At 63.7% G+C, this 18542-nt stretch carries 8 protein-coding genes; 5 read left to right on the top strand and 3 right to left on the bottom strand.

Annotation, left to right across the window (positions count from 1 at the left end; all coding sequences use genetic code 11):
- Window positions 1–40: 40 nt before the first annotated feature.
- Both NH448_RS09740 and rraA read right to left on the bottom strand, forming a co-directional pair.
- Window positions 41–1915, bottom strand: coding sequence for a glycerophosphodiester phosphodiesterase family protein (locus NH448_RS09740; protein WP_253028701.1), 1875 nt, complete (start codon window positions 1913–1915; stop codon window positions 41–43).
- Window positions 1916–2056: 141 nt separating this feature from the next.
- Entirely contained in the window at window positions 2057–2542 is a 486-nt protein-coding gene (gene rraA, locus NH448_RS09735) for a ribonuclease E activity regulator RraA (RefSeq protein WP_045994927.1), read from the bottom strand.
- 709 nt (window positions 2543–3251) lie between these two features.
- Between rraA and NH448_RS09730 the strand changes: the two genes are divergently transcribed.
- Entirely contained in the window at window positions 3252–8207 is a 4956-nt protein-coding gene (locus NH448_RS09730) for a tandem-95 repeat protein (protein ID WP_162197852.1), read from the top strand.
- Window positions 8208–8400: 193 nt separating this feature from the next.
- On the opposite strand, the gene acnB is transcribed toward NH448_RS09730, so the two are convergent.
- Window positions 8401–11004, bottom strand: coding sequence for a bifunctional aconitate hydratase 2/2-methylisocitrate dehydratase (gene acnB / locus NH448_RS09725; RefSeq protein ID WP_045994929.1), 2604 nt, complete (start codon window positions 11002–11004; stop codon window positions 8401–8403).
- 251 nt (window positions 11005–11255) lie between these two features.
- Here acnB and NH448_RS09720 point away from each other — a divergent pair, with 251 nt between their 5' ends.
- The 4 genes from NH448_RS09720 to NH448_RS09705 form a co-directional block, all read left to right on the top strand.
- The gene (locus NH448_RS09720; protein ID WP_045994930.1) at window positions 11256–11729 is read left to right on the top strand and encodes a DUF1289 domain-containing protein; all 474 of its coding nucleotides are present in this window, start codon (window positions 11256–11258) and stop codon (window positions 11727–11729) included.
- Window positions 11726–12358: a tRNA-(ms[2]io[6]A)-hydroxylase gene (locus NH448_RS09715; RefSeq protein WP_045994931.1), complete on the top strand. Its 633-nt coding sequence runs from the start codon at window positions 11726–11728 to the stop codon at window positions 12356–12358. The genes NH448_RS09720 and NH448_RS09715 overlap by 4 nt, the downstream gene beginning before the upstream one ends.
- Window positions 12359–12390: 32 nt before the next feature.
- A complete protein-coding gene (locus NH448_RS09710; protein ID WP_253028700.1) occupies window positions 12391–16302 on the top strand; it encodes an AAA family ATPase in 3912 nt (1303 codons plus the stop codon).
- Window positions 16303–16707: 405 nt separating this feature from the next.
- The coding region (locus tag NH448_RS09705; RefSeq protein ID WP_253028699.1) for a retention module-containing protein at window positions 16708–18542 on the top strand (1835 nt) is incomplete at its 3' end.

The following is an 18542-nucleotide window of genomic DNA, read 5'->3' as shown; positions in this document are numbered from 1 at the left end:
GCCCCCGCTCCCGGCTACCGCCGGGGCGGGGGTTCTTCGTTCAGTCGTCGGCCAGCCAGTGGCGCAGCTTGGTCAGCAGTAGCTCGGCGTCGCTCATCCTGCGTCGTTCGCGCAGCAGCGCGCTGAGTCTTTCGGGACGGTCGGTGATGATGCCGTCCACGCCCATGTCGATAAGTCTGGCCATGCGGCCAGGATCGTTGACCGTCCAGGCGTAGAGCGGCGTCTGGTTGAGGTGGGCGCGTCGCAGTTGATCATCGTCGATCTGGCTGTTGCGCAGGCCGAGCCCGTCGAAGCGACGCTGCGGCAGGCTGCCGGGCAGGGCCCACTCTGCCAGCAGCAGTGTCCTGGCGCGAGGTTCCTGGGCGTCGATCAGATGGATCTGACGGTACGACAAGGACGCAAGCCAAGTGGTCTCGAATAGCCTGGGATCGCCACAGATCATGCGCGCCAGGCGGTCTTCTGCCTGGTCTCGGCAGTGCAGGCGCCAGCGGCGTTCGGCGTCAAGCTCTGCCACGACCGCCTCGATCAGCGCCTGTTCCTTGCCACGGCTCGGCTTGAGCTCGATGATCAGGTCGGCGCGGCCACGCACCGCAGCCAAAGCCTGGTCGAGCCTGGCCAGGCGTTCGCCGGCGAAGGCATGACCGAAGCCTGATCCGACATCCAGCGTTGCCAACTCCTGCCAGTTCAGGTCGGTGACCCGCCGCGGGTCTCCCGCAAGACGCTGCAGCGTGGCATCGTGGCTCAGCACCACGCTGCCGTCGGCACTCAGGCGTACATCGATCTCGATCTGATCGGCGCCGTCTTCCAGGGCCTGGCGGATGGCTGACAGGCTGTTTTCCGGCGCTACCTCCGAACTACCCCGGTGGGCGATTACCTCGACTTCGTCATTGAGCTCCTGTCGCTCCACCATCAGCCACGCCTGGGAGACGGCGAATACCAGGATGCCGACCTCCACCGCCCAGGCCAGCCGCCCCGGGTGGGCGTCTGCCGGTGGGGGATCGGGGCGCGGCAGTCGATGGGCGCGGCGCAGGTACAGGCAGGTCGCCAGCAGGGCGTTGAGCACGATCACCGCGAAGGCGACACTGAGCGTCAGCAGGGTCGCGGCGGTGACCACCAGCAGCATGGTTGTGATGACCACCGCGCCGATCTCGGGCAGTGTCGACAAGAGGGGGGCGACCCAGGCGCTGAAGGCGATCGACACCGCCGACGGCAGCACCAGCAGTACCGCCAGCATCGAAAAGATGACCCGCGCAAGTCCCCCCTGGCGGTGCCGGGTCAACTGGTAGCTGCGGCGCATCGCTGCGACAGGCGAGAGACCCTCCAGTACCACGCAGGGCAGCGCCAGCCACCATCGGATGTAGAGTCGCGCCGCCAGCGCTGCCCAGAGTCCGACCAGCGGAAGCAGGGTCGAGGTGTAGAGCCAGAAGGCCGGTGGGCGCACCCGCCGCACATAGTAGGGATCCAGGTGACCGAGCAGGGAATCGTGGACCAGGCTGGCACAGGCGGCGACGAGGGTCAGGGCCAGCAGGTGAATCGACACCTGCAGGCTGGCGAGGCCCAACAGCCTGGGAAGACGATGCAGGCTCTGCCACAGGGCGATCAAGGCCTGACGCGCGTGGGAGCCCTGGCGCTCCACCGCCACCAGCATCATCCCGGCCTGCTGCAGGTAGAGCAGCGTCAGCAGGATGACGGCAAAGGCGAGGATCCAGCTGAAGCCCAGCGGGGACAGCAGCAGTTCGACCGCATCCACCGTGGTGACCAGGGGGCGGCCAACCCGGGAAAGCCAGCCGGCCAGCAGCCAGCCCATGGCCGGCAGCAATGCAGCCGAGGCGAACAGCGTGAACAGTAGATGGTAGGCCAGCAGCGGACGCAGGTGGTCATGCAGGCTGGTGTAGACATCCCTGGCAAGCGTCATGAGTCTAAAGTGTGCCGTTGGACGTGGGTAGCAGGAGCAGGGGGCGCTGCGCGCCGAGGACCCACCGAGTGAGCGATGGCGTCAGTGGTGGGGGTCACAGGACCCCCGACGGTCGGTGGACCAAGGAAGAGCGATGGCCCGTCAATCGAGTTCGAGGCGGGACTCGGCGACCAGAATGCCGTTGTTGTCGGCGTAGACCCATTGGCCCGGTGCGAAGTCGACACCGGCGAAGGCGACGGGAACATCACGCTGGCCTTCGCCGCGCTTCTCGCTCTTGCGTGGGTGGGCGCCGAGGGCCTGGATGCCCAGGTCGGTCTCCGCCAGGATGTCCACGTCGCGCACGCAGCCATACATGATCACCCCGGCCCAGCCATTGCCGGCCGCCTGTTCCGCGAGCATGTCGCCGAGCATGGCGCAGCGGGTTGACCCGCCTGCGTCCACCACCAGCACTGCGCCGTCTCCTGGTTCGGCGACCGCCTGCTTGACCAGCGAGTTGTCTTCGAAGCACTTGACCGTTTTCACCGGGCCGAAGAAGGCCTCCTGGCCCCCGTAGTTGACGAAGATCGGGTCGCACACCGCCACCTCGGGGTAGGCGTCGCAGATATCGGGCGTGACAATCTGGGTCATTGGAGCGTCTCCGTGGCTAGTCCTGGCATGATGCCACAGGTGTCGATGTTATCCAGCCCCCGGGGGATGACGGGCTGAGGAGGTCGAGCGTGGGAATGGATTTCGGCGATCTCTGATGAATTGTGCGCGAGTCGTCATATCGGTCGTTGAAAAGTGGCGTCGTTTCACCGGCTTGTCCACGTTCAGCCCAGAGATGTGATCGATGCCTTGGCGAAGCGCCCTGGCAATCCGCCTGATCCTTTTTCCACTGAAGGTACGATGACTTGCCTGGCACCCGAGTGCGAGTGCATGTCGTTGGCCTCCATTCGTTGGTGGTGAGTTGCTCTCATGATTCCGGCATCAGACCGGCGCTGATCTTTCGTGGTGCTGGCGAATCGATAGCGGGCCGGGCCGAGGGTCGGTCGTGCAAGGCCGGTACTATGCAGCGCTGCAAGCCGCGGGGGAAGCCGGAGACGCCAGCGCGAGAGCGGTGTCGCCAGACTCTCCACTTGAATCCAAAGATCCGTTGCGGATAAGGGGATCTTGAGGTCATTGCCGATTTCCGCATAAGCCATCGGCGATGACCAAGTTCGGCCGTCGCAATGCCAGCCGTCCGCATATCTTTGGCCAGGTGAAAGGCGTCACTCGGCCAAGCTCCAGTCGTGCGTTGATCGTGCACGCCGCGGACCCGGCGTCTTTCCTTCTTGGCATCGACACAGGGGATGGCGTCATGGCGAACCAGAGCAGTGATTTCAGGGTGGATGAGGCGGGGCTGGATGACGGCACCCGGGCGGGATCCGTTGCGACCTCGGTAGGGGGCGTCTATGAGCGGCCGCCCGGAGGACAGATCGAGGGCTTTGTCGTCAACGGTGTCGACCTGACCGGTGGCGGCAGCCTCAGCGGTGACTTTGGCACCCTGACGGTGGCGGTGGACGCCCAGGGCAACTATCGCTGGGACTACCAGTTGACCGACAACTCTGACGATCACCGTTCCCAGGGGCGCGGCGACGAGGGCATCAACGATCCGTTCAAGGTGGAAGTGAACGGCGGAAGCCAAGGGGTGCAGACCGACAATCTGCGGATTTTCGTCAAGGATGACGTGCCCGATGCCACCGCCACGGCACCGAGCTCGGTGGCCGAAGGGGAGGTGGCGCGCGGTACCTGGTCGGTCAATGCTGGCGCCGATGGTCTGCGTGAAATGCGCGTCTACGTGTCGGAGGAGATCGGCTTCTACCGTCTGGACACACCCATCGAGTTGTCGGTGGGCACCCTGATCGTGAACTCCGACGGTAGCTGGGAGTTCGAGGCCAGGGACGGGCTCGACCAGACCACCCATCCGGAGCTCGAGTTCACCCTCAGGCCCATCGATAACGATGGGGACCGCGGACGGGCGAAGGTCACGGTAGAGATCACCGACGCCAATGTCCCCACAACGCCAACGAGCGATGATGACCCCTACACCCGGTCTCCTTCGGTGGTGGTCGACGAGGACGGCCTGGCTGGGGGCAACCCCGGAGGCCCTGAGGACGTGGCCGGTGAGGCCACCAGCGCCAGCGCGCGGCTTGGCTATGACTTTGGTGCCGATGGACCTGCCGCCAGCGGGGCCTTCTACTGGACCACGGACGGCCTGCCGACCAATCTGCAGAGCCAGGGCAGCGCCGTCGTCTACGAGGTGTCGGCCGACGGCCTCAGCCTGACCGGCCGTGACGAGGTGAGCGGCGAAGCCGTGTTCACGGTGGTGCGCGCAGATGACTCGGATCTGGTAACGGTGTCCCTGCTGCGCCCGCTGGATCACTTCGCCACCGGCACCGAGGACGACATCGATCTGTCTTTCGGCTACGTGGTGAAGGATGCCGATGGCAGCGAGGCCAAGGGCTATCTGGCGGTCACCGTCGACGACGACACCCCAGTGGTCGTCGACGACTATTCCAGCGCCGGGTCCGGCGAGTCGGTGAACGCGGATGTGCTGGCCAATGACAGCCCGGGCGCAGATCTGGGGCACCTGGTCAGTGCCGAAGTGGTATCGGGCCAGGGGCAGGTGGTGATCAATGACGACCAGACGCTGACCTTCACCCCCGCTGATGATTTCAGCGGCACCGCCCGCATCAAGTACAAGGTGCTGGACTGCGACGGAGACCCGATGGTCGGCCACTGGACCGTCAAGGTCGAGGACACCGATGGCAAGCCGGTGACCAGTGATGTGCATCGCATCGTGCTCGATGAGGATGGATTGCCAGGGGGTAATGCCGGCGGCAATGGCGACGTGGTCGGTGAGCCGATCAGCGCCGTGAGGGACCTCCAGATTGACTTTGGTGCCGATGGACCGGCGGCGGGAGGCGGCTTCGCCTGGAGTGCGGACATCGCGCTGACCGCAGGCCCCCAGAGCCCTACCGACGACAATCCTCGCAGTGATCTCGATGGCCTCACCTCCCAGGGTAGCGAGGTGAGCTTTGAGGTGGTCGATGGGGGGCGTGGCCTGATCGGCCGCAACGAGGCAGGCGAGAGTGTCATTACGGTGAGTCTGGAAGACGGCTCGGACGTGGCTCGCGCCGTTCTGCATCGACCCATCGATCATCTGCGGCCGTTCAGCGAGGACAATATCTTCCTTGGTCTGTCCTACACGGTCACCGACGCCGACGGTGACACCGCTCAGGGGCAGCTCGAGCTGCTCATCGATGACGACACCGCAGAGACCGAGGATGACAGCTCGGTATCCGACAATGGTGCTGCGGTGACCCTGGACGTGCTGGCCAATGATGCCGTCGGCGCCGACGGTGGCCGCGTGACAGCCGCCAATGTGGTGGGAGACAGCGAGGTTACCGGCTCGGTAGTGCTCAACCAGGACGGCACCCTGACCTTTACCCCCGACCCCGGCCAGAGTGGTGTGGCCACCGTGCGTTACACCCTGACCGACGGCGATGGCGACCCTCGCTTTGCCGAGTGGACAATCATCGTGGACGCCGACGGTACCCCGACGACGCCGAGTGGTGATGACGTGCCCGTGGCAGTGGTCGATGAGGATGGCCTGGCGGGAGGTATCGCGGGGGGTATCGACGATGTCGCGGGTGAAGCGACTCAGGTGGCCGGAGTGCTTGGCTACGATGCCGGCACGGACGGCGCCGGCGACTTCCGCTGGTTGGCCCCGAGTCCGAGTGGGCTGACCTCCGGGGGCATGCCGGTCATGTTCTCGCTCAGCGGCGATGGTCGCCAGTTGGTGGGTAGCGCAGGCGGCAGCGTCGTCTTGACGGCGGTACTGACCAATCTGCTCACGGGTGCCTATCAGGTCACCCTGGCCGGTCCGCTGGACCACAGCGACCCTGGCTTCGAGGATGACATTGATCTGACCCTGAACTACGTCGTCAGCGATAGTGACGGCGACGAAGCCCAGGGCAGCTTGAATGTCGTGGTCGACGACGATTCGCCGCTGGCGGCGGACGACGCGGCAAGCGCGAGCGGCGGCGCGCCGGTGGTCATCGAGGTGCTCGACAACGATCAAGTGGGTGCCGATGGGGCAAGCGTGACGGCGGCTGCGGTGCGTGGAGGAGACAGCGTCGGTACGGTAAGCGTGAACACCGACGGATCGCTGACCTTCGTCCCCAACCCGACCTTTGGCGGGCAGGCGGTGATCGATTACACCCTGACCGACAACGATGGGGATAGCGCCGAGGCCGAAGCGACGGTCAGCGTCGAAGGTCCTGCGGACGAACTGGTGGTGGGGGACAACGACGACGATAACGAAGCGACAGGGGCCGGCGGCGACGTGCTGATCGGTGATCGAGGTGGCCTGGAGGCGGTGCTGACGCCGGCCACCAACTACAATATTTCGCTGATTGTCGATACCACCGGCAGCATGGTGGTGCCGTCGGGGACACCAGGCCTGAGTCGACTCGAGCTGGTTCAGGCGGCGCTCAAGAACCTGTTGACCGACCTGGTGGCCCATGACGGCCAGATCAATCTGCAGATCGTCGATTTCGGCACCAATGCCGTCGATCATATCGTCATCGACCTCAGCAGCGCTGACGATATCGCCAAGGTGGTGAGCTTCATCGACGGTTTCAGGGCGGAGGGCGGCACCAATCTGGAAGCCGGCATTCGCACTGCATCTGGGTGGCTGGCGGCGCAGGACGCCGATCCCCAATTCGCCGATTTCGAGGACCTGAGCTTCATCCTGACCGATGGTGGGCCCACACACTACACGGATGATGCCGGACGCACGGTGAGCGCCACAGCGATCGACGCCACCGCCATCAAGGAGGCCGCCGACGCCTATACCGAGCTGGCCGCGCTCAGTAGCGTGCGAGCGGTCGGCATCGGTGACGCGACCAGGGAAGATGTTCTCGAGTTTTTCGACAATACGGATGTGTCGGGCACCGGGGCGCTGTCTTACCAGGGCACCGTGGTCGATGGTGTCAGGCTTGCCAATTTCACGCGCGGTTCGACGGACGCGCTGAGGGTAGAGACCTGGACCAAGGTCTCCGACGCCAACACGGTGGCGGCCCAGTTCGGGGGCAAGTTGCGGATCAGGGACAACGCCAATGACGACCAGGCGGCGGAAGTGGTCAGTACCTCTTTCTTCGTCGATGACGATCCCGATGACCAGCTGTACACCTCGCTGCTGTTTCGCTACAGCACCAGTGTGTTCAGTCAGTCGAACGATTCGATGGGTTATGTGGTCGAGGTGCGCGAAGGTGGCCAATGGCAGGAGTACGCCAGCAGTTCACTGACCTACGCCCCGAACTGGACGACGGTCGATACCGGCTTTCTCGAGACGGGGGAGTATCGTCTCCGGTTCCTGGTCGACAGCGGCAACCGCACCAACGACAGTCTCGATATCGATCAGATCCGACTGGAGCAGCGCCTGCTCGACGATGGAGACATTCTCGAGACCGGGCAGGTGGAGGTGGTCAATACCGCCGAAGAACTGGAAGCGGCCCTGTTTGGCGGAGGCAGCCAGGCCGAGTTGGCCGCGCTGGGCGATGATGTCCTGGCAGGCAACGAGGGAGACGATGTCCTGTTCGGCGATACCGTCAACAGCGATGGACTGTCCTGGGTGGATGGCGACAGTGGCGAGAGTTTCCAGGCGGGAGAACACGATGGCTTGGGCTATCTCGGCCTTGTCGAGTTCCTGAGGTGGAGCGTGAATGGTGGGGCGGAGCCGACGGATCAGCAGATCATCGACTACGTCAGGGACAACGTCGAGACCCTGGCTATCGCGGATCGGTCTGACGGTGGCAACGACAGCCTGTCCGGCGGTGCCGGTGAAGACATCCTGAACGGTGGCGGCGGCGGCGACCTGCTGATCGGCGGTGTCGATGATGATCTGTTGGTCGGCGGTGCCGGGGCCGATGTCTTCGCCTGGGAGTTTGGTGACGCGGGCAGCACAACGGCACCGGCGCAGGACACCGTGGCCGACTTCACCGTCGGTGAGTATGGCGTTGAGGCCGAGGCCGACCGGCTCGATCTTGCCGATCTTCTTCAGGGCGCCGACGAGGACAATCTGGCGGACTACCTTCAGGCCAGTCAGGACGGGGACGATACCCTGTTGTCCATCAGCAGCGAAGGCAACCTGGCGGCTGGAGGTGGCAACGCCGATCAGGTCGTTGTGCTTCAGGGCGTGCAGATGGGCGCAGACGGTGACGCCTTCCTGCAGAACCTGCTCGACGATGGTCAGTTGAGGGTCGAGTAAAGCAGGCGAGTAAAGCAGGCGAGGGAAGGTGGGGTGGGCGGTCAGCCGCCCGCCCAGTGACACGGCCTTTGCTGGCAAGGCATGAAAAAGCGCCCCGGGGAGTTGAACGCAACTCGCTCCCCGGGGCGCTTCCTTGTGATTCAAGGCTCGAGTCGGTCTGGCGACAGACTCGAGCCGTTGACCGTCAGATGATTCAGGCTTCCTGAGCCACCGGAATCACGTTCGAGGCGGCCTTCTGGTACTCCTCGATTTCGTGGAAGTTCATGTAGCGATAGATCTCGCCGGCCATGGCGTCGAACTCGCCCATGTAGCGGCGGTACTCATCGACGCTCGGCAGGCGACCTTCCACGGCGGCCACGGCGGCCAGTTCGGCGGAGGCCAGGAAGACGTCGGCGCCATCACCCAGACGGTTGGGGAAGTTACGGGTGGAGGTGGACACCACCGTGCTCTTGGCGGCGACGCGGGCCTGGTTACCCATGCACAGCGAGCAACCCGGCATTTCCATGCGCGCGCCGGCGCGGCCGTAGATGCCGTAGTAGCCTTCCTCGGTCAGCTGGTGCTGGTCCATCTTGGTCGGCGGGGCGAGCCACAGCTTGGTCTTCAGGCTGCCGGCGGGCTGCTTCTCGAGCAGCTTGCCGGCGGCACGGAAGTGGCCGATGTTGGTCATGCACGAACCGATGAACACCTCGTCGATGCTCTGACCTGCCACCTCGGACAGCAGACGGGCGTCGTCCGGATCGTTGGGGGCACACAGCACCGGCTCCTTGAGCTGCTCCAGGTCGATCTCGATGACCTCGGCATACTCGGCGTCGGCGTCGGCGCGCATCAGGCTGGGGTCGGCCAGCCACTCTTCCATGGCCAGGATGCGACGCTCGATGGTGCGCTTGTCACCGTAGCCATTGGCGATCATCCACTTGAGCAGGGTGATGTTCGACTTCAGGTACTCGGAGACAGAGTCTTCGGACAGGGTGATGGTGCAGCCCGCCGCGGAGCGCTCGGCACTGGCATCGGACAGCTCGAAGGCCTGCTCGACGGTAAGATCCTCGAGGCCCTCGATCTCCAGCACGCGGCCAGAGAAGGCGTTCTTCTTGCCGGACTTCTCGACGGTCAGAAGCCCCTTCTGGATGGCGTAGTAGGGAATGGCATGGACCAGGTCACGCAGGGTGACACCAGGCTGACGCTTGCCCTTGAAGCGCACCAGGATGGACTCCGGCATGTCCAGCGGCATGACACCGGTGGCAGCGGCGAAGGCCACCAGGCCAGAGCCCGCCGGGAAGGAGATGCCCATCGGGAAACGCGTGTGGGAGTCACCGCCGGTGCCGACGGTGTCCGGCAGCAGCATGCGGTTCAGCCAGGAGTGGATGATGCCGTCGCCCGGGCGCAGCGATACGCCGCCACGGTTCATGATGAAGTCCGGCAGGGTGTGGTGGGTTTCCACGTCCACCGGCTTCGGGTAGGCACTGGTGTGGCAGAACGACTGCATCACCAGATCCGCCTGGAAGCCCAGGCAGGCCAGGTCCTTGAGCTCGTCACGGGTCATCGGACCGGTGGTGTCCTGAGAGCCGACGGTGGTCATCTTCGGCTCGCAGTACATGCCGGGACGCACGCCTTCCAGGCCGCAGGCCTTGCCGACCATCTTCTGGGCCAGGGTGAAGCCCTTGCCGGTGTCCTTGGGCTGCTCGGGCAGACGGAAGACGTCGGACTGCTCCAGACCCAGCGTCTTGCGGGCGTTGTCGGTGAGACCGCGACCGATGATCAGCGGGATACGACCGCCTGCGCGGACTTCGTCGAGGATGACCTGAGTCTTCAGCTCGAAGGTGGAGATCACTTCGTCGGTGTCGTGACGGCAGACCTTGCCTTCATAAGGGTAGACGTCGATGACGTCGCCCATTTCCATCTTCGACACATCCATCTCGACCGGCAGGGCGCCGGCGTCTTCCATGGTGTTGAAGAAGATCGGGGCGATCTTGCCGCCGAAGCAGAAGCCACCGGCACGCTTGTTGGGCACGTTGGGGATGTCGTCGCCGAAGAACCACAGCACCGAGTTGGTGGCGGACTTGCGCGAGGAACCGGTACCCACGACATCGCCGACGTAGGCGACCGGGAAGCCCTTGGCCTTGACCGCTTCGATCTGCGCCATGGGGCCCTTGGTGCCGGGGACCTCGGGCTCGATGCCGTCACGCTCGTTCTTGAGCATGGCGTTGGCATGCAGCGGAATATCCGGACGTGACCAGGCGTCGGGGGCCGGGGACAGGTCGTCGGTGTTGGTCTCGCCGGGCACCTTGAACACGGTCAGGGTGATCTTGTCGGCCAGTGCCGGCTTGGACAGGAACCATTCGGCGTCGGCCCAGGACTGCATCACGTCCTTGGCCACCTCGTTGCCGGCCTTGGCGCGGTCGGCGACGTCGTGGAAGGCGTCGAACATCAGCAGGGTGTGCTTGAGCTGCTCGCCGGCTTCCTTGGCAAGCTCGGCATCATCGAGCAGTTCGACCAGGGTCGCGATGTTGTAACCACCCTGCATGGTGCCCAGCAGCTTGACGGCATGCACCTTGTCGATGAGCGGAGATTCGGCTTCGCCCTTGGCCAGGGCGGTCAGGAAACCGGCCTTGACGTAGGCGGCCTCGTCCACCCCGGGCGGAACGCGGTTGGTCAGCAGATCGAGGACAGTCTCTTCTTCTCCGGCGGGCGGCGCCTTGAGCAGTTCGACCAGTTCGGCGACCTGTTCGGCGTTCAGCGGCTTGGGGGGAATGCCTTCCTGGGCACGCTCTTCGACATGTTGGCGATAGGCTTCAAGCACGTGGGGGCCCTCATTGGTTTGTGGTGGTCACGCTCGAACGCGTCTCGCTCGAACGTGAGGGACACGCTGTCAACGGTGGCCGGGATTCTAGAATAAACTGTCGACAATGTTAAGAGAGCCCGTCATGACGGGCTTTGAACTTTGGTCGCCGAGGCCGGTTCGTGCCTATTCGACTGGGGTAGGGGTGTGTCCGCTCGAGGCAGGCGTTACCATGTGCCGATTCAATTTTTAGCACGATGAGGTGTCCGACGATGACCCAAGTTGTGGTGTCGCCCTGCGTCGGGCTGTGTTCGACCACGGTGGGCGATAACGTCTGCCGCGGCTGTCAGCGCCATGATCAGGAAATTCTGCGCTGGTTCTCGCTGGATGGTGAGGAGCGTGAGAGGCGGATCGGAGAACTGGACGCTCTGCGTATCGAGGTGGCCGCGAATTTCGTCGAGGTGATCGACGAAGACCTGCTGGAGCGCCAGATGCGACGCCATCGCGTGCGTTTTCGTTCGTCCCAGCCGGCGGCGTCGCGTGTGATAGAGCTGCTGAGGGTGGGGCGTGATCGTATCGGCGACCTGGCAGCCTACGGTATCGTGCTGCGCCCAGGTGTGCCGGACCAGCCTCAGCAGTTGTACGCCGCCATCAGCCAGGCCCTTCAGCAGGCCGCCGAACAACGTCGGACACTTCATCTCGAGTCCGGGCCCGATGGGGCCCAGCAATGGAAACCGCTTTCATGAATGTCACCATCAGCCCCGACCACGACACCTCGCTGCCTGAGGAGCTTCTCGATTTCCTGCCGTGTGCGACGCCGAATGCATGGGTCGAGTGGGCGCTGGACAATGAAACCCTGTTGTTGATCGATCACGCCCAGTGCGAGAAGAAAGCGGCGTCCACGGCCATGAGTCTGATGTATCGCTACGTGGATCACGTCGACCTGCTGACCAAGATGTCGCAATTGGCCCGTGAAGAACTTCTGCACTTCGAGCAGGTCGTGAAAATCATGCGCGCCAGGGGGATTGAGTACCGCCATCTCAGCGCATCGCGCTATGCTGAAGGACTGAGGGAACTGGTCAGGCGCGATGAGCCGGAGCGTCTGGTGGATGTGCTGATCGTCGGTGCCTTGATCGAGGCGCGCAGTTGTGAACGCTTTGCGCGACTTATTCCACATCTCGACGACGAACTTGCCAAGTTCTACCGAGGTCTGGTTAAGTCGGAAGGACGCCACTTCGAGGACTACATCACACTGGCGAGCCAGCTTTCAGACGCGCCGATAGAAGCGCGCATTGCGGTCTTCAAGGCCCGCGAAGAGCAACTTGTGACGACCCCGGACGTCGCCTTTCGATTTCACAGCGGTGTGCCGGCCTGAGGCCGATAGCACCGCCACGCAGGGACACCATCATGCGGGACGCCCAACACGATGCTTCCCAGATAACGGACCAGGACCACCTGGCACTCTTTGGGCACTTTTCCCTCAACCTGGGAGACGATGTCCTCGTTCAATTCAGCTACGACAAGGTCAAGGCGCTGCTGGTCTACCTGCTGCTGCATCAGCAGCCGGTCAACCGCGCGACCCTGGCCGAACTGCTGTGGCCCGACCAGGGGTTGTCCTCCGGTCGCACCAACCTGAGACATGCCCTTCACTGTCTGCGCCAGTCGCTGGGGGATGAGGCCGACAAGGTGTTGACGGTGTCGCGCCAGACCATCGCCTTTCAACTGCCGGCGCAATGGGGGTTCGATGTTCATGACCTGCAGCGGCTGCTGGAGGGTAGTCGTGACATCGACACCCTGGAAGAATTGCTGGGGTTGTATCGAGGCGACCTGGTGGAGGAGCTGCAGCTGCCGGCCTGTCCCGATTTCCAGCGTTGGCTGATTCAGGTGCGCAACGAGTGGCGCCAGCGGGTCATTCGCTTCGCCGAGGACGTGCTCGACCAGGAGGGCAGTATCCCCGATGCGCTGTTGCAGGAGCTGGTCAGCCGATTTTCCGGCTACGCTCCCTTTCATGAAAAGCTGGTGCGCCAACTGGCCGAGCAAGGCCAGATGGCGGCGGCGCATGAGCAGTACAACGCCTTTTTGCAGTTGCTGGCGCTGTCCGGGCAACAGCCAGACCCCAGTTTCCTGCAGTTGGCTTGTTACTGGTCCGACGGACAGCCCGAAAACCCGTCCTTGTCGCCCAAGGGCGCCTTCTCGCGGACCCTGGCGATGGACAGTCCGCCGCTCGGTGAAGAAGAGGTCGAGCACCGACAGCTGTCGGTCATGGCGATTCGCCTGACACTGGACGGCGACATGGGTAGCCGGGCCGAGACGCGGGCCTGTCTGGCATTGCAGATCGAACTGATGCGCTGGCTCGAGAAGCAGTGCCACCATCTGGGTGGCTTCTGGTTGCCCGGTGCCACGGGCGGGCTGGGGCTTGCCTGTTTCGGTACCCATGGGCCGGCGCATCAGCTGGCCGAACTGGTGGCCCTGTACGAACACTGTCGACGTCTGTTGGCGGAAGAGTCGCAGCGACACTGGACCGGTGAAGGGAGCCTGCCCCGCATGACCCTGGCGGCGGGCCTGAACAGCGGCCAGGTGGTCTATCTGCCGTCGCGCCACCTGGTGGACCCGCTGGGTCAGGTGACCCAGCGGGCACTCGACCTGATGAGCGCCGCCGAGGGCAGCGAACTCGTTATTTCTCAGGAGGCCAGCCAGCACATGCCGCCGGCGCTGGACCTGCAACCGAGGTTGTTTTCCCGGTTGGTGGCAAGCGACGGCCGAGTCCGCCTGCGTGCCCTGGTGCTGGGCACCAATGAGGGCGGCCGTGACGCGACGCCACCAAGCCTGGTGGGGCGTGAGAACGCGCTGCGCATGCTGCGCGACGCCCTGGCGCGGGCCGGTATCGGTCTGCGTCAGAGCGTGCTGGTGAAGGGGCCATCGGGGCTTGGCAAGTCGGCACTGCTGGTGGGGTTTCGTCACCTTGAGCAGAGTCGCGACGCCACCATCTGCTGGCAGCCCAACACCCGCATGTCGGTGCAGGAATCCTATGGTGTGGCGCGCCACCTGGTGCGCTGGCATCTGGGGGGCGAGATCGACAGCGAGGGCCTGGCCGCGTTGGTCGAGCGCCTGGGGCTAAGCGAGCTGGATGACGACGATATTCGTTGGCTTGAAGAGGCCATGGGTATTCGCGAACCTCACGAAGTCTCGCTGCTGGCGCAGAGCAGCGAGGCGGTGGAAGCGGTGGTGGCGCTTCTGCATGGGCTGATCCATGAGCTGTCACAGGAACGTCCGCTGGTACTGATGATCGACGACCTGCAGTGGGTCGACGAGCCATCGTTCAAGGTGCTGGCCGGCCTCCAAGCGCGGCTGCCGATCAACTGTCCGCTGTTGTTGATCGCCAGCCATCATGGTCGTGAATCCTTGCCCACCCGACTGCACTGGGATCAGCAGATTGCGCTTGGCAGGCTCGACGCCATGCAGTCGTCGCGGCTGTTGACCCAGCTGGCTCGTCGCTATCGGCTGCATCTGTCGCCGCGCCTGCGAGGCCAGATCATCGAGCGCTGCGATGGCGTCCCGCTCTACCTGCAGGAGATCTGTCGTCGTCTCGACATGGACCGGCGGGAAGGGCGTAGCGTCCAGCTCGACGAACTGCCCCACGGCCTGCTTGGCCTGTTGACCAGTCGCATCGATCAACTGGATGGCGATCGCGAAGTGGCGCACATCGCGGCGGTGCTGGGTCGCCACTTCCGCTTCGACTTTCTGGCCGAGTGCAGTGGTTGGGAGCCGGAACGGCTGAGCCGGGCGCTGGAAGAAATGCGTCGACTCGAGATCATCGAGCCGTCCGATGGTGACGTGGGGGCGCGAGAATTTCAGTTCACTCACCAGCTGCTGCATGAGGCAGCCTATCTTTCCTGTCCGCGTGACGTGCGGGTCGACATGCATCGCCGCGTGGTTCAGTTGATTGAAGAGCGTTTCCCGGTGTGGATCAGTCGTCATCCCGGTGACTTCGCCATGCACCTGCGGCGCAGCGGTCACTACGCTCGAGGCGCGCGCTACTTCGAGCTTGCCGCCCGGGAGGCGCTCAAGGTCAGTGCCAATCGCACGGCGCTGAAGATGGCCGACGCCGGCCTCGCCAGTCTGCGCCAGGTCGAGCCCCAGGCAGAGCGTGAAATCAGCCTGCTGACGGTGCGTGGTCAGGCCGCTTTCGCCCTGGAGGGGCATGGTTCGCCTACCGCCCACGAGAGCTTCGTCAAGGCACGCGAGCTGCTGGCTGAGTGCACCACCGACCTCGAGGATGAGGACGATCTCGAGCAGGCGTTCCTGGTCAAGTGGGGACTATGGGTTGGCTGCAGTCAGCGCAACGCCCACGCCGACGCCTTTCTGCTGGCCTCGCGGCTGAACGATCTCGCCTTGCGCCTTGAGGACCCGCGCTACCAGCGCCTGGCCGACTACGCCGGGGCAAGCTGTGAGTACTGGGCTGGCAGAATTCGCCAGGCCTATGACCATCTGGAAGAGCTGGATCCGCTGAACAAGCCGATGATGATCGAGTGGTTGCCGTTCTCTGACCACCCGCAGGTGGCGGCTGCCTGCTTCCAGGGATGGGCGCTGTGTCTGCGTGGCGACTACCAGCGGGCGGAACGCCATGTGGAATCGGCCATCCGCCTGGCGGAAGAGATCCATCATCCCGGCAGTCTGGCGATGGCGCTGATGTACGCCTCTGCGTTGTACCGCCAGCTTGGGCATGTCCACGAGGCGGCCAATCGGGCCCAGCGAGCGTATGAGCTCACCGGCAGTTCCGATCTGCACCTATGGCAGGTCGCCTCCCGTGCGGTACTGGGATGGCAGCAGGCGTTGGCGGGGAGTCGTGAAGGCCTGCAGCAGCTTCAGGCGGCCCACGAGGAACTGGCGGAAGTGACCGGCCGGGACCCGAGTCAGCGTCCGAACCTGTGGTACGTGGACGCCTGTCTTGCCATGGGAGAGCTGGAGCAGGCCGAAGACTATCTGGATCAGTGTCTGCTGATGGCCCGAGAGCGTACGACGCTGTTTGTCCCGGAGCTTGCCACCCAATTGGCGCTGGTGCGCCACCGCCTGGGTCGCGACGCCGAAGCGGTACGGACCCTCGCCGAGCAGGCGCGCACCCAGGCGGAGCGGGACGGCAACCTTCATCAATTGCTCGGGGCCCTGGAAGTCTGGCTGACGTGTGTCGATCCCGACGACGATGCGGTTCGAAGCGAGTTTCGCCGCCTGCTGTCCCAGGTCAGCCTGAGCGATGCGCCGGTGTTGATGCGCTGGCGAAGCCTGCTTGATCGTCGGGTATCGCAGACCACCGACGCTTGATGCGCTAGCTACCCATTCACTGACGTCTCACCGACAAGACGACGCCCGACTGGCTTGGCCAGTCGGGCGTTTCTGTTTGTTTCTCCCAGGCGTCTCGCGCTGTCAGCTCCAGGCGTCCCCAGTCTGCGTGTTCTCGTCGCCAGCGCTCCTGGCAAGGGCCAATTTCGCACCACGCTGTTCCGAAATCAGCATGAAACAGACGATAAAACGTACAAAAGTGGCAGCAAAAAGCATGACTTTCTATGGTGACTAGGAGGAAAGCAGTATCTCGGAAGGTGCATTACTTGATCGTAGCGACTATTGGCCATTGGTACAGTGTGTAACGACGTGTAACGTAAGTAGTATTATTCGTACCAGTTTACTAGCCATTGTCTTACGCTCCGTTACGAAAAATTCGAGGTCCCCGTGCCTGTTACCATCGCTACTGTCAGCTCATTGCAAGGAAACGCCTGGGTCAAACGGCCGAATGGCGACGTCATCGCTCTGGAAGAAGGGGATCGTCTGGACGTCGGCGATATCGTCATCACGGCGGACGGCGCCCTCGTGACGCTGCAGTTTGCGGACGGCAGGCCCGGTGTCACGCTGGTCGATGCGCAGCAGGTTTCGTTGCCCGAGGATATGGGGCAGGGCGACGCTTCCTCGGTCGAGATTCTGGACCAGCAGCAAGTAACGGAGCTGTTGCGTCTGCTCGAGTCGGAGGTACCCGATCTGCTCGAGGCGATAGAGGCACCTGGCCTGGGGGAAAGTGGCGGTGGCGCGGAAGAGGGCTTCGATTTCGTGCGCCTGTTGCGCATCTCCGAGTCTGTTGATCCCCAGAGCTACTCCTTTGGTGGGGCGGGAGCAGTGGAGTCGCTGGAGCCGGTAGAGGGCGGTGGGACTCCCATCGCCGACGACGAAGAGGTTTTCCTGGCGGAAGGTGAGCCCGATCTACCGCCGATCGAAGCGGGAGAGGGCTCCGTTTCGGCCGGAGACAACAGCGTCGTTGAAGGAAGTGGCCAATCTGTCACCGGCAGCGTGACAGTGACGGCTCCTGCCGGTGTGGCGCGTGTTGCTGTCTCGGGCGTCGATGTATCGGGCGCTTCGGCCGCAACGCCAGTCCTGATCGATGGGCAGCACGGTACCCTTGCGATCACCGGCTTCGATCCTGATACCGGGACGATCGACTACGTCTATACCGAAGACGGTCAGCCAGCCGACCACTCTGCCGGTGACGACAGCGTGTTTGATCGCTTCGAGGTGGTGGTGACCGACAACCGGGGGTCGCAAGCCGGTGACAGCCTCGACATCAATATCCTCGATACCGTGCCGTTGGCTGAAGATGACGCTGCCCGGGTCGGCGAAGATAGCAGTGCGCCGATTTCCGGTGACCTGCTGGATAACGACCTTGCCAGGTCCGATGGACTGAGTTTCGTAGGTTTCGACGACACTTCAGCAAGATATGGCACCTTCACCGATCACGGTGACGGCACCTGGAGCTACTCCGTCAATACGGTGATTGCGGCGGTGCAGGCCCTTGATGATGGCGAGCATCTGATGGAGACCTTCAGCTACACCGTCAAGGACGCCGATGGCGATATCAGTACTGCGACCTTGACCGTGCTGATCGACGGCAGCACGGATGGTGATCCCAATGTGGTGATCCAGGACAGCGATGGTGACGTCACGGCCGGCGACAACAGCGTAGTGGAGGGCAGTGGCGAGACGGTCTCAGGCGAGATGCTGCTGACAGCCAGCGCAGGAATCGGCACTGCGACCATCGCCGGGTCGGATATTACAAAGGCTACCGCCGACAATCCGGTGGTGATAGAAACCGAGCAGGGCAAGCTCGAAATCATCGGATTTGACAACGGTGCCGTTGATTATCGCTATACCGAGAACTCGCAAGGCGCGGATCACAGGGCCGGCGATGACAGTGTTGTCGATCGCTTTGAGGTAGTGGTCACCGACACTGCCGGTGAAAGCCGTTCCGACAGTCTGGACATCAACATCCTCGATACCAAGCCCGAGGCCGTGGCCGACACCACCAGCACCGGCGAAGACACCCCGGTCAGCTACAACGTGCTGAATAATGACGACGGCACCAGCGACACCCAGGGTGCCGATGGTGCCACCTTGACCGCGGCCAGCGTGCAGGGCGGGGCCAGTGTGGGTTCGGTGAGCTTCGCGTCCAATGGCGAGATCACCTTTACCCCTGCGGATGGCTTCGAAGGCAAGGCGGTCATCGACTACACCCTCACCGA

Origin of the sequence: Halomonas sp. OfavH-34-E (genome assembly GCF_024124525.1) — a bacterium.
GTDB lineage: Bacteria > Pseudomonadota > Gammaproteobacteria > Pseudomonadales > Halomonadaceae > Halomonas > Halomonas litopenaei.
This window is presented reverse-complemented; position numbering and strand designations above follow the sequence as displayed.